Origin of the sequence: Echinicola rosea (genome assembly GCF_005281475.1) — a bacterium.
In the GTDB taxonomy this organism is placed as follows: domain Bacteria; phylum Bacteroidota; class Bacteroidia; order Cytophagales; family Cyclobacteriaceae; genus Echinicola; species Echinicola rosea.
In genome coordinates, this window is sequence record NZ_CP040106.1 from 3862613 (window position 1) to 3876270 (window position 13658).

Below are 13658 nucleotides of genomic sequence, written 5' to 3' on the forward strand. Positions count from 1 at the left end.
AAACCTATAAACCATTTTCCATGAACTACCGTGTTTTTTTCTCTCTTATTATTTGCTTGTCGCTTCAAGGTTACTATTCGTTGACTTTTGGTCAAAATGTTGGCGTAGGAACCGAAAAGCCTAATACCGCCCAATGGCTCTTTGATGGAAGTAGGGAAATGCTTGAAGATAAATGGGAATATTGGGAGGGACCAAGGTTATCAGCAGTTCCGCCTATCAAATGGAAAATCGTCGATGATCCCGTAGATACCGGGACCACGCTAAACACCAACGACCCCGCAGCGGCCAATGGAAAATATGGAGCGGCGGATATTGTGACCAAGGAAAAGTTCGAGGATTTTAGATTGCATATAGAATTTTTGATTGAACATAAAGGAGGAAACAGCGGCGTTTACCTTCAAAACCGGTATGAAATCCAAGTACTTGATGGGGATTCCACCACCCATGGAATGGCTGCTATTATCAATGAGAAGGCCGCCCCTTATGAAGTTTATGCTGGATTGGGGAAATGGAATGCCTATGATATTGTTTTTCGAGCCGCTAGATTCGATCAGGAGGGAAACCTTCTGGAAAAAGCCCTGATGACGATGTATTTCAATGGAGTGAAAGTGCATACCAACGAATACATCCAACAAGTCTGGGGAGGGCCAAACTCCGGACTTGATGGTGGCAATGAGGGAGGAAAAGGTATTACCGATCGACCTGGTGGACTGAAATTACAAGCTGAGGGACACGATGTACTCTATCGCAATATTTGGATCCAGTCACTTGAGATACAGGCGTCCGATACTGATTTTTAAAACTATATCTATTATGAATTTAACCTAGGTATATTGATTAGGTCTTATGTGCTATTTTTTTATAGTTTTATCGAATAGATACAAAACCACTTCCTATGTTCAAGAAATATCTACTTAGTGTAGTCACATTTTCAGCTGCAATCTTCTTATCAAAAGCCCAGCTTATCATTGAGCCTCAGTCTGTTGATGCTGTATTGGTAGAAAATGGTTCGAGCCCCATTTTGGAGGGTTCGGCTATATTAGGTAATGAGGGCTATTTTGTTTGGGGAGGAAGTGTTATTAGAGGAGAAGATGGCCGATACCATATGTTTTATAGTCGTTGGCCCTCTGGACCGGATAAGGACAATTTTGGTGACGGCTGGTTGACGGGGTCAGAAATAGCCTATGCTGTCTCAGATCATGCTGATCACGGGTTTACATTTGTCAAAGTCGTGCTTCAAGGGCAAGGAAAGGAGGGGAGGTCATCAGCTTGGGACGGCCAATCCGTTCACAACCCCCACATTCAGCGGTTCAATGGCACCTATTACCTTTATCATACTGGCAGTACCTATCCTGGAAAACAGCCTGAGGGAAGCCCAGGTGCCAACCTGAGCAGGCGAAATCTCATCCAGCAAAGCCAGCAAATTGGTTTGGTCACTTTCAATAGCATGGAAGATCTACTTCAAGGAAATATCAATCGATCCAATGCTCCCTTGTTAAGTCCAAGGACACGTGTAAAGGATGGAGACGTCCTTCACCCATCGCCCGAAGGAACCAAAACCAAACCGGATAACTTAATCGTGGTAAATCCTTCGGTCGTAAGGAGAAAATCAGACGGCAAGTATTTACTCTACTTCAAAGGGAACCAATATGTTCCCTCTTGGCGGGGAATACACGGAGTGGCGATCAGTGATTCACCGTCAGGCCCATTCAAGCCTCGGGATGAATTTGTTTTTGATGTGAGAGATGAGGATGGCAAATTGGCATCAGCAGAGGATCCCTATGTTTGGTACCATGAAGAAAGCGATTTGTATTATACTGTTTTTAAAGATTTTACAGGTAAGATCACAGGCGATGAGCCAGGATTAGCACTGATGAAATCCTCAGACGGAATTCATTGGGAAAAGCCAGAAAATGCAATGTTTATGCCCTTATCTCTCGAGTTGAAAACCGGCCAGACGGTAAAAGTAAACAGGCTGGAAAGGCCGCAGTTTCTTATTGGTGAAGATGGCTTGCCCAAAGTACTTTATGCTGCTTGTTCGCTAAATCCACTTAATGAAAAAAAGGATGGAAGCTCTTTTAATGTGCAAATTCCGTTGAAAAGTTATTATAAAAAAGGTTCTATATGATTTACTATGGGTAACTATTACTTTGCATGTCAAATTCTAGCTTGCCTTTCATCTTGTTGCCTTGTTACTTTTTTCCTTCAGGTGAAAAACGTAACCAAAAAAACCCGCTGCGGTGAGCTATATGACTAAAATCAAAGCCAGCACTCACGCAGGCAAACTCCTCTATTTGTGCAGCATACCAATTTTTTGTACTGATTCACGTCAAACAAGCCTGCGCTTTTTCCAGCCCACTTCTTTGATTTCTTAACGTCAAATACCTCAAGGCAGAATAGAAAATTGCCCACTGAAAAGGAACATGAATCAACATTAATTTAACCGGAATAATATCTTTACCCTCTATAATCCATATAGAGCCATAAAAAATGACGGTAGCCCTAGCAAAAGGTAGATAAGGTGTACTATGCAGTGATATCCAAAAATATTGACTAAAAACTCCTGCAAAAAACTTACTTTTGTCCCATGAATAATTTTGACGAAAAAGGGCGGGTAGTCGTGACCTGCAAGGATCGGTTTGCCCCTTATCTGGAAGAAGAGTTGATCGCACATGGCTTTAAGCCGCTAAAGGTAGAACGTACCAGTATAGAGCTTAGTGCGAGCATGAATGAATGCATTTACCTTAATATGCATTTGAGAGTGGCCAGTCATGTACTTTTCGAAATAAAAACTTTTTACCTGCACCATGCCCGCGATATTTACCGTCGCGTCAAAAATATTCCTTGGGAAGAGTATATTGATAATGACACGTATTTTTCAGTAGTGAGCCATGTGGAAAATGAAAGTGTGAACAATCCGCTTATCGTCAATGTAAAAGTTAAAGATGCCATCGTCGATCGTTTTCGCGAAAACACTGGTAAAAGACCAGACACTGGAGCTGATTTTGATGGCGCAGTCTTTCAGTTATACTGGAGAGAAACACAAGCCTCCATGTTTATCAATACCTCTGGAGATACCCTTTCCAAGAGGGGCTACCGTAAGCTTCCTTGGATGGCACCGATGGTCGAAAACCTTGCCGCTGCTACCATTATGGCCAGTGATTGGGACAGGGAAGGCCCTTTCATTAACCCTATGTGTGGTGCTGGGACTTTGGTCATCGAAGCTGCTTTGATGGCCACCAATCGCTATCCGGGGCTATTTAGGGATCATTATTCCTTTATGCACATCAAAGGTTACAAAAAAGAGGTTTATGATCTGCTGAATGAACAGCTCAGGTCCAAGATCAACGATAACATCTCTGGGCAATTCGTGGCTTCTGACATATCCGAAAGGGCGATCTACGCTGCCGAGGAAAATGCCAAAGTAGCTAATGTAATCGATCACATTTCATTCGAAGTGGTGGATTTTGCAGAGACTACTGTTCCAGAACTTGAAAAAGGAGTAGTTTTCTTCAACCCGGAATACGGCGAAAGGCTCGGAGAGGAAGAAGAGCTGATCAATACGTACAAGCGTATAGGTGATTTCATGAAACAGCGTTGCCCTGGCTATTTGGGCTATATCTTTACCGGAAACCTTAAGTTGGGAAAGAGGATTGGTCTTCGCCCCAGTAGAAAAATCGAGTTTTTTAATGGGACAATAGATTGTCGTCTCCTAAAATTTGAATTGTACAGTGGCGGTAAGAAGGACAAGTAATGGATCAAGTAGAAAAATGGGGGATAGTGGTTAGTTTTGATAGAACACCGATCGCCAGATGATTAAGACCTGCGCTGAATTTATTGACTAAGTTGGGAAAGAAGTTTTTAGAAAGTGTGCCCAGCTGTCGGAACAACTGTGGAATTATAAATCTGTATTTATCCCAATTACATCTCTAGTTCAGCATTACTTTTCTAATTTTGCATTACTTCTCTAGTTCCGTATTTGAAATGCGAACTGTTGAGCATGGCATTTGTCATGCCTCCTTCCAGTGAAGCCCCCGGAAATAAAGCTTGATCCCCGAACGGCCATTAGTCATAAACATGAAAAAGCCCTCTTCCAGTTATGAAAGAGGGCAAAATCTATCCAATATTTTAATTGGACAAGATAAGCAACGATTTTTTTACCGACTATTATTATAACGCTGGCAACGAAATCATTATTGTCTTTTTATCAGTTCATTACCTTAGCTACTTCTATAACATGCTCACTAGGGATTTGACGGATTCTCTTTGTTCTCAAGTACCTCCCCAGCTCGTATTCATCGTAATTGGGGCTGTTGGGATCAAAACTGCTGATGCGGACCCTTCCCCTGGAATGGATAAACGAATTATTTCCGATCCACATGCCTACATGTACGATCCTTTCAGGACGATCCTCTGTCGCCTTTCTCCCAAAAAACAGCAAGTCACCAACTTCCAATTTGTCCCAGTTTTTCTCCGTATCCACTAATTCTCCTTCATGCACCTGTTGTGAAGCATCCCTCGGGATCACTTGACCGTTTAGAAAGTAAATGGTTTTGGTAAATCCACTGCAATCAACCCCCTTGATCGATGTACCACCCCAGAGATAGGGAACGCCCATCATGTTTTTGGCTGTACTGATCAGGTTATGGTCACTTAATGAACGGGTAGTAATCCATTCCTCAAATGGCATGGCCATGTCCTTTTGCAAAAAACCTTGACGGCCATCCGGCAAAGCGACTTGATAGTGGCTTTTATTTTCTGCCACCAGTTTCAGTAGGTTTCCAGCAGTGAGATCGGTGACCATCATGGATTCATCTTCACTTTCATAAACATACCCCAAAAGTCCGGTAAATACCAATTTGGGACTGCCTTCCCATTGGTCATATGCAGACTGATCCATTAGTTCTATCCCGGCTGCGTCCACCCATGAAATATAGTTGTCTGGCGTTTGGACAAGGTACCAACTCCCATCTTTCTTGAGGACATTGACCGGTGTGCCCATTGTCGCTTGGGTGGCAAGCTCTGCGGAGTGTTTGGGAGCACTTCGGATATTGGCAACTGAAATGGTCACCACACCGTGGGTTTTGCCTGCCAGTGCCTTATCAGGAAGTAAATCCACTTGATTGGTAAAGGAGACGCCCGCACTGTCTAGCTTTTTCGTCAATTCTTCCAAGGCCTGTGGCAAATTTGTTTGGCCCTTTAGCGAATCGTTTTCGAACGCGATGTCAAAAATTGCCACGCGTTTGTCAGGTGCATAGCTTTCCTTTACTTGATCTATTAGCGGTGCTACGGAAGAGGTTTCTTTACTTTCGGGCTGACAACTCCCGAGTAGGACCAAGGCCAGTAGGAGTGTGATTCCCCAGGTTAGCGTAGTATTTTTCATCATAGGTAAGCGTTGATGTTCTTATTACTAAATAAAGCAAATCCCCGAAAAGTTCATCGGGGATTTTAATTATTCTTCCAATCCTGGGCTTCGCTCCAAGAATTCCTGATAGAGGCGAATGTGCCTGCTGGTCATTGGTATTTTATATCCATCGATAAATACATGTTTGATCTGCGTCTTGGTTTCGAAAGGATCTCCATCCGAAACGAAGACCGTTGCACTTTTTCCTTCTTCAATGCTTCCAAGATGATCATCCACACCAAATATCTCGGCCGGTACGATGGTAATGGCCCTTAGTGCTTCTTCCTTACCCATACCGTAAGCAGCTGCAAAGCCAGCATTGAAGGGAAGATTCCTGACATTCTCGGTATCGGATGTCCTGATGGCTACTTTTACGCCGGCTTGTTGCATTTTACCGGGGTTGCTATAGGCCGCATCATAGCGATCTGAAGATCTTGAAGGTAGTGCCAAAACAGGACCGGTAATGACAGGAATACCTGCTGCTGCTATTTTTTCTGCCACTCTAAAACCTTCAGATACACCTGTCAGGACGGCTTTTTTCACTTCTTTTTCTTTGATCCATTCGAGGGCTTTAAGGATGTCCTCTGCTTTGTTGACCTCTATCAATAAAGGCAAATCCCCTCTTACGGCTTTGGCCAATTGTTCCATTTCTGGATAATAGGTCAAGGATGCTTCGGCATCTTCCAATTTCATATACGTGGAAGCCCTTTCCCAAATATCATTGATGTTTTTCAGGGACTCTTTGGCATCTTTCTCGATTTCTTCATCTGACCTTCGGTCCCATCGGCCCCTTCTGGCAGAAGTAGGGAAATTCATTGGAATACCTTTAAACCCCGTGTACATCTGGTCTGGAGTATAACCGTTTAAGTTGATCAGTGCGGCAGTACCTGGGAATAAACCTCCCGACGGAACCGATAGAGCCGTAGTGACACCACTTACCCTGGTCACGGGAATGGCCACAGAATTGGGGTTGATGGCTGTCAATGCTTGCATATTGGGAGTCACGTTGCCTATTTCAGCGTAGTCTTGTGTTTCAGCCAACGAACCCACTTCCACCAGCCCCAAACGTGTTCCACTGTCGATCATGCCCGGATATATATATTGGCCATTACAGTCAATGACGGTGGCATCTCCAGCTTCCAATCCTGCACCAATGGCCTCGATCTTTCCGTGTTCCAGTAAGACACTGGTGTTTTCCAGTATGCCATTGGTAACGGTGACCACTGTCCCGCCTTGGAGGAGAAACTTGCCATTTCTTGGTTTTAGCACTTCTCCTTCTATTTGCCCATAACCCAAAACGGGCAAAAGTAGAAGTGATAGCAAGTATATCGTTAAATTAAATTTCTTCATATTTCATTTAATTTTTTTAATAATCAATGAATTACATTAATGTGAGTGATGAAAAGTGGTTCCTTCAGTAAAGAGCTCTACACCATGCATACAACTCTCTTCCTCTACTTGAAGATAAACTGGCTCTACCATTTGGGTAGGGCTTATTTTTAACCTTTGGTCATCTTTATCTTCATTGATATCAAAATATTTTATTCCATCCACAAATGTCATCTGTGGGATAGCATAGACGGATAGCGGATGTTGGTCAAAAATCACCAAATCAGCTTGCTTTCCTTCTTCGATAGACCCCACGTATTCATCGATGCCAAGTTGTTTGGCAGGATTGATGGTGATCAGCGCCAAAGCCTGCTCATCCGATAATCCACCATAGCGCTGGGTCTTGGCAGCTTCATGGTACAAGTGACGGATCAATTCATCTGAATCAGAATTAATTGAAGTGATTACATCATTTTCAGTGAGGATTGCTGCATTGTAAGCGGTGGAATAATACACTTCAAACTTATACGCCCACCAATCACTGAAAACAGAAGCTCCCATGGTATATTTGGCAAGCTCAGGAGCTACTTTGAATCCTTCATTCACATGGGTAAATACCAGTTTATCGACCCCAAAATCCCTACAGACATTGATGAGCATGTAAATTTCATCTGCCCGATAGGAGTGACAGTGGATGATGATTTCTCCATCCAGAATGTCCGCCAATGTCTGCAAACGAAGGTTGTATTCAGGAGGAGTTACCTTGCTGTTCTTTTGCCCTTTTGACTGGTTATACGTTTCCCATTTTTTCTTGTATTGGAGGGCTTCATTGAAGCCGTTTCTGATGACTGCTTCTACCCCCATGCGCGTGCGTGGTTGAATATTTTTTCCGAGACCATGAACCCTTGTCGGATTCTCTCCCAAGGCGAATTTGATCGTTCTGGGCGCTTCTTTCATAATGATATCATCAGGATTTCGGCTGCCGTATCGGTACTTCATGGTAATGCTCTGTCCTCCAATGGCATTGGCAGATCCATGTAAGCCGTGGGCGATGGTAGTACCTCCGGCCAATGCCCGATAGATTCCTACGTCAAATGGGTTGATAACATCGGCTATGGCCACTTCTGCCGTAATAGGTGCTGTGGCCTCATTGACCACGTCCAAGGCCAAGTGCGAGTGGGCATCTATAATGCCTGGCATCAGGAATTTGCCTGAAGCATTTATAGTCTTTACATTTTTGGGGGCAGAAAGGTCTTTGCCCACTTTCTTGATGATACCGTCTTGCACCAATACATCCGCATCCTCCAAGGTGCCTTGGGTCACTGTCAGTACGGTGGCATTTTGGATCAAAACGCTGCCTTTGGGCGTTTGAGCATCCAATTGCTGGGTGGCTATGATTAATAGCGAACAAATGATATATGTTAATTTCCTCATTTTCTTCATCAATTAGAATTTAAAATCAGGTGTTTTCTTGGCCGTGAGTGAAAAATCACCCATGTCCCTGATACTGATGGAGCCCGTAAAATCAGCTCCATCGACTTTTCCCTTGGTCTGTACAGTGAGCTTTTGCCCCTGCACTTCAATAGAAAAAGTAAAACTCAGCTTCTTGCCGTCATAACTGATGTTTTCCAAGGGCCTTGTCAGCTTGCCGCCACCATTGGGGTTGTCCACATCGATTTCTCCAGATAGGTTGCCTGATTTCTCGGTAAACCTAATTTCTCCCGAAGAGGTACCCCCTGGGGTTTCAGAAGTGTAGTTCCATTTGCCAACTAAATCTGATGGATTTCCTTCGATTTTTTTGGATTTAGAAATATCGTATTCATATAAGTATCCATCAGACATTACAAAATTGATTTTAGAGCCTTCAGCGAAAAGGCTGTCCGTGGCTAACACCAAATTGGCCAATTTTCCTTTTTCGATCGTACCGGCATAATTACTGATCCCTAGTATTGCAGCGGGATTTGTAGTCAGGGCAGCCAGGGCACCGTCTTCCGTAAGTCCATGGGCAATCATCAGCCGTAGGTTTTTCAGAAAATCGTCCTTTTTGGCCTGATTGGTAGAAAAACCAAATTTAACTCCTGCTTTTTCGAAATTGCCTGCATGGGACAACGCTTGCTCGTATGCTTCTATTACTCGCTTTTGAGCAGTTTTGGCTTCTTCTGTAGCCTCTTCCATATTCGCTTCTTTGGCCTTATCGTCTGGTAACTTGAGCGAAAGTGCCACAGTGGCATTGGCAGCCAATATTTCTTCTGCCAAATTACTTCCTTCCTCAAGGTCCATCAGCAGTAGATCAAATCCCAGTTCTTTTTGTAGTTTCAATACCCTGCGGATCTCAAGCTCCTCATTGGCTTCGAAGACCACTGGGATTTGTTTGTTGATCACCGGGTAGAAAGCCTCTAGGCTTTTGTTCTTTTCTGGCCTACTGATGCCGTTGGAATTGGCTGCAAACATCTGGATATGCTCATTTTTCAGTTCGGCATTTTTATATAACTCCCGATATTTGGCCATTACGCCCAATGTGGTTCCGGGATAAACACCACGTACCGTTTCAAACTGGGCGAATAGCCCGGTTGATTCATGAAGCACATTGGTAGAAGAAGCATCTCCGTACACGACCAAAGCTGTCTGTCCCGGGAGCATTTCACCTCTCGGTAGGAGTTGGGCGATGGTAAAACCTGCTTTTCTCCATTCACCGATACTACCATTGGTGGTATCCCAGTAGTCCAAAGCAGTGCGTTCAGGGGTGATTCCTGCTACATCATTGGGAGGGTTGGATGGATCGAAATTCTCCGGCTTTTTGGCTTCTTCTGGCTTTTCAATGCCAGCATCACTTCCTAAATCAATAAAGCCGGCATAAACAAATAAAGAGTCTCCAGGGATAATTTTTGCATCCACTGGAACAGCTGTATTTTCGCCAATTGCAGTGATCAGTCCATCTTTGATCACAATTGTAGTAGCTGACAGCCATTTTCCGGGTTGGGTGATGACAGTGGCATTGGTGATGGCATAGGTGCCTGTCACCCTTCTTTGTCCTGATCGATCACTCTGGCCTACTACCGTAGAGGTGTCCATCAAACAAATCAGTACCACCAAAAACAATAAAGTGGTTAATCTTTTAATCATACACATTTGGGATATACTTGACGTAATAAAATATTAACAAGCCGTTAAACTAACAAAAGATTCAAAAAACTGAGTGGTTTATTTTTTAAAAGGTTCTATTTTTTGACCTAGTGTCAAGTCAAACCTGCCTACCGCCTAATCCTACGTGTATTCCAGTGCGTCTTTTCTCCTTTATCAGTGTTACAAAAGACTTCCTTCGCTAAGGCTAGGGGCGATTTTTGTGCTTTTTCTAGCCCAAAATCCACTACCGCCTTACCCGTTATTTATGCCTTGACTTGACATTAGTGTAATTTCGTTTGGGTGTTTATTATTCAAAAAACATATTTATTAATATTATATACATTAAAATATGTTTAAAGTAATTCTGTTTTTATTTATCGTAATATCAATAGTATTTTGAGTTAGAATTGTACCAAAAAGTGCATACTTTTAGGAAAATAAAGACGATTAAAAGCCACCATGAAGGATATTTTAGTGATAGAAGACGACCAGTTAATTTTAAAAATGGTTGAATTTCGACTAAATAAAGAAGGATATAAAGTAGTCATAGCTGAAGATGGTAACAAAGGAATAGAAGCATTGGATGAATTGCAACCTGATCTGATCATAACGGACATTATGGTACCGTATAAGAGTGGGATTGAGATCATCGAATATGCCAAAGGAAAATACCCAAGCTGTCCCATCATTGTCCTCAGTGCGCTCGGGGATGAAGAAGGGACCGTGATGGAGGCCTTTAATATGGGGGTAGCCGATTTCGTTCCGAAGCCTTTTAATCCAAATGAACTCGCTATTAGGGTGAAGAGATTATTCAGTTGATCGTCAATAGCTTAACGTGTATCTTGGAGAATAGAAAGGTCCTTATGTTGTTTTTAATAGCCATTGTAGCAATGGCTACCAAAGCTGCTGGACAACAGCAGTTGGATTCTTTATCTACCGTCTCCTTTTTAGAAAGGATAGGAGAGGTGGAGCTGATGAGCTATAGGCTTAGTTATGGAGCCAGTGAAAAGCACTCCAAAGTCGTATCACACCAATTTAATGATTTTAATGTCCTATTATCTTTTCGGGATTCTGTGGAAGCTGAAGGAATGGATGTGGGCAAGATCCATTATTATATTTCTGGAGAGGAAAAGGGCTTCGAAAACGTAAAGAGTTACGTAAGTATTATACAGGAGAATGATCTATATATTGCCGATCAAGGCCGCGATTTATCCACTGACTCCGGCCGATTGTTAATTGCTGCGAATCAGCTTGGTTTTAAGCCATTTTATCGGTTTAGAAGCAGAATCTTGACCGATATTAAATTTGTTATCCTCATAGGAATTCTGCTGTTGTTTGTCTTTACATTTTTGGTGCTGCTCTTCTTTATTTTTGTCGTCAAGGCACGAAATGAAAGGCGAGAGCGCCTTATCAAGAAATATGTGGACATCTGCAGAGAACCTCTTTCTACTTTTTTATTTACCTATAACGTAGAAGAAGTGGAAAAAATGACCTTTGATGAAGTGAGGGGGCTGTTTAATACCAAGGAATTTAAATCAACCGCTTTTAAAGATACACTGATAAGTGAAATCATCAATCTCAACAAGAACCTCAAAGGGGATTTTAAAGATAAACTAAGGATTATCTATACCACGCTGAAGCTGGACAGGTACTCCATAAAAAAGTTAAAAAGCAGGAACTGGGAGGTGCAGGCAACCGGTACCATGGAGCTTTACGAAATGAATATCCAGCAAGCCGCACCCCACCTTGAAAAGCTCTTGCACTCGAAGAATTTTGTGGTAAGGTCCAATGCCGTAAGGGCCTATCTGCACCTTTCGCCCAATAAAGACCTAAGTTTCTTGAGCAATCAAACCTATCCGCTTTCCAGATGGCAGCAAATGTGGCTTTACCGCGTGGTCAGAAACACCTCCTCTATGGGGACCGTGGACTTGGTGAGCCTTCTCCATTCTGAAAATGAAAGCATCCGGATATTCGGCGTAAAATTGGTGAGATTGCTGGGAAGAATGGACATTATTGAGCAGCTATCCGAAATGTTTCCAGCTGCCAGCCTCGATGAGAAGTATGAAATCCTGAATACGTTTAAATCACTCGCTGCGTTTACCACAACCCCATTAGTGCATGGGAGTTTTCAAAGCGATGACTTAAAATTGGCTAAACTTTCCGCAGAACTGATGGGAGTAATCGGCAATGAAATTTCGGTGGCATTGATCATGGAAAAATTAAAAACCGAGCAACCTTTTGCTTTGGAAAAAAGCATGATGACAAGTTTATATAATTTGGATAAGGAAATGATGAATTGGGCGGTCAGCCATTTTAAGCGACCCCAATTGGAAGCGATACAGTCACACATAAAAGATACCTCGCTGGAACATGTATAGTCTATTATTTGATCTCTTGGTAGATCTGTTTGGTATTTTCTTTCTTATGTACGGTTTTGCCGTTATCGTCATCTATATGACCATTACGACACTGTCTGGACTGGAATTACGTGAGCAGTTCAAGAAAAACAAATTTGTTGATTATAAAGATGTCATCACTACCCCCATGGCTCCAGGGGTTTCGATCTTGGCTCCGGCCTATAATGAGGGGAAAAGCTTGGTCCAAAACGTCAGGAGCCTGCTCTCTCTCCATTTCAGTAAATACGAAGTAATCATTATCAATGATGGAAGTAAGGACAATAGCATAGAGGTCTTGATAGAGAACTTTGACCTGAAGAAAGCCGCATTTGCTTATGAACAAACCATTGATACCAAACGGGTAAAAGCAGTTTATAAATCTACGAATCCTTCATTCAGCAAGCTCATCGTGGTGGACAAGGAAAATGGAGGAAAAGCTGACGCCCTAAATGCCGGCATAAATGTTTCCAATCAAGAACTTATCGCCTGTATCGATGTGGACTGCATCCTGGCTCCTGATTCCATCATTCGTATGTTACGCCCATTTCTGGAGGAAACCCATAAAAAAGTCATCGCAGTCGGTGGGGGCATTGGCATTGCAAACAATTGTGACATCAAAGATGGCACGGTGGTAAAATACCGTGTGCCATCCACGCTTTTGGGCAGGTTTCAGGTAATAGAATACTTTAGAAGCTTTCTCTTGGGAAGGATGGCCTGGTCTCGTGTAAATGGCTTGTTGCTCATTTCGGGCGCCTTTGGTTTTTTTGACAAGGAATTGGTCAAGAAAGTAGGGGGCTACTTTCCGGCCACGGTAGGTGAAGACATGGAGTTGGTCGTAAGGATGAGAAGGTACATGGAAGAGCAAAAGATTCCTTATAAGGTGTCTTTCGTATCTGATCCGCTATGCTGGACAGAAGTGCCTGAATCGGAACAGGTGCTCTCCAGACAGCGAAATAGGTGGATGAGAGGCACAATCGAAACCCTCCAACTCCATCGCAAAATGCAGTTTAACCCAAAATATGGTTTCACAGGTATGGTGAGTTTTCCTTTTTGGACCATCTTCGAAAAAAACGCCCCTATCATTGAGTTTTTGGGTGTGGTATATACCTTTATTCTCATTTTTTTGGGTGAGTTTAGTGCTGTCTATTTTATCAGTCTTTTTGTGCTGATTTACTTTTTTTCCGTCATGTTATCGTCTTTCAGTATTCTGTTTGAAGAATTGGTTTTTAAGAAATATGGGAAGAAAGGGGAGTTGAGGAAACTCATTATCACTGTACTTAAAGAACCTTTTTTCGTACATCCTAAATTGATGATTTGGTGCATCAAAGGACATTGGAACTTTATTAAAGGCATAGGTGGCTGGGGGGAAATGGTTCGAACCGGCTTCAAAAACACAAAATGATTAA

Annotated in this window: 10 protein-coding genes; 6 read left to right on the plus strand and 4 right to left on the minus strand. The window is 42.7% G+C overall.

Going from position 1 to position 13658, the window contains the following annotated elements:
* The first annotated feature begins 20 nt into the window (after positions 1–20).
* The 3 genes from FDP09_RS15285 (at position 21) to FDP09_RS15295 (ending at position 3754) form a co-directional block, all read left to right on the plus strand.
* Positions 21–800 carry a 3-keto-disaccharide hydrolase gene (locus FDP09_RS15285; RefSeq protein WP_137403501.1) on the plus strand — a complete coding sequence of 260 codons (780 nt, stop codon included), beginning with the start codon at positions 21–23 and terminating at the stop codon, positions 798–800.
* A 95-nt stretch (positions 801–895) separates the two neighbouring features.
* Positions 896–2128 carry a glycoside hydrolase family protein gene (locus FDP09_RS15290; RefSeq protein WP_137403502.1) on the plus strand — a complete coding sequence of 411 codons (1233 nt, stop codon included), beginning with the start codon at positions 896–898 and terminating at the stop codon, positions 2126–2128.
* A 459-nt stretch (positions 2129–2587) separates the two neighbouring features.
* Positions 2588–3754, plus strand: coding sequence for a THUMP domain-containing class I SAM-dependent RNA methyltransferase (locus tag FDP09_RS15295; protein ID WP_137403503.1), 1167 nt, complete (start codon positions 2588–2590; stop codon positions 3752–3754).
* A 453-nt stretch (positions 3755–4207) separates the two neighbouring features.
* On the opposite strand, the gene FDP09_RS15300 is transcribed toward FDP09_RS15295, so the two are convergent.
* From FDP09_RS15300 to FDP09_RS15315, 4 genes are all read right to left on the minus strand, one after another.
* Positions 4208–5383: a C40 family peptidase gene (locus FDP09_RS15300; protein ID WP_187328872.1), complete on the minus strand. Its 1176-nt coding sequence runs from the start codon at positions 5381–5383 to the stop codon at positions 4208–4210.
* Between the two features lie 69 nt (positions 5384–5452).
* The gene (locus FDP09_RS15305; protein WP_137403505.1) at positions 5453–6754 is read right to left on the minus strand and encodes an amidohydrolase family protein; all 1302 of its coding nucleotides are present in this window, start codon (positions 6752–6754) and stop codon (positions 5453–5455) included.
* Between the two features lie 36 nt (positions 6755–6790).
* Complete coding sequence (locus FDP09_RS15310) at positions 6791–8167, minus strand: amidohydrolase family protein (protein WP_137403506.1); 1377 nt, start codon at positions 8165–8167, stop codon at positions 6791–6793.
* A 12-nt stretch (positions 8168–8179) separates the two neighbouring features.
* Positions 8180–9856, minus strand: coding sequence for an amidohydrolase family protein (locus FDP09_RS15315; RefSeq protein WP_229683447.1), 1677 nt, complete (start codon positions 9854–9856; stop codon positions 8180–8182).
* 459 nt (positions 9857–10315) lie between these two features.
* On the opposite strand from FDP09_RS15315, the gene FDP09_RS15320 reads away from it, so the two are divergent.
* Genes FDP09_RS15320 through FDP09_RS15330 form a run of 3 tightly spaced genes read left to right on the plus strand, consistent with a single transcriptional unit; the run spans position 10316 to position 13654 of the window.
* Positions 10316–10675, plus strand: coding sequence for a response regulator transcription factor (locus FDP09_RS15320; RefSeq protein WP_137403507.1), 360 nt, complete (start codon positions 10316–10318; stop codon positions 10673–10675).
* A 44-nt stretch (positions 10676–10719) separates the two neighbouring features.
* Positions 10720–12234, plus strand: coding sequence for a HEAT repeat domain-containing protein (locus FDP09_RS15325; protein ID WP_137403508.1), 1515 nt, complete (start codon positions 10720–10722; stop codon positions 12232–12234).
* Positions 12227–13654: a glycosyltransferase family 2 protein gene (locus tag FDP09_RS15330; protein ID WP_137403509.1), complete on the plus strand. Its 1428-nt coding sequence runs from the start codon at positions 12227–12229 to the stop codon at positions 13652–13654. The genes FDP09_RS15325 and FDP09_RS15330 overlap by 8 nt, the downstream gene beginning before the upstream one ends.
* Positions 13655–13658: the final 4 nt, after the last annotated feature.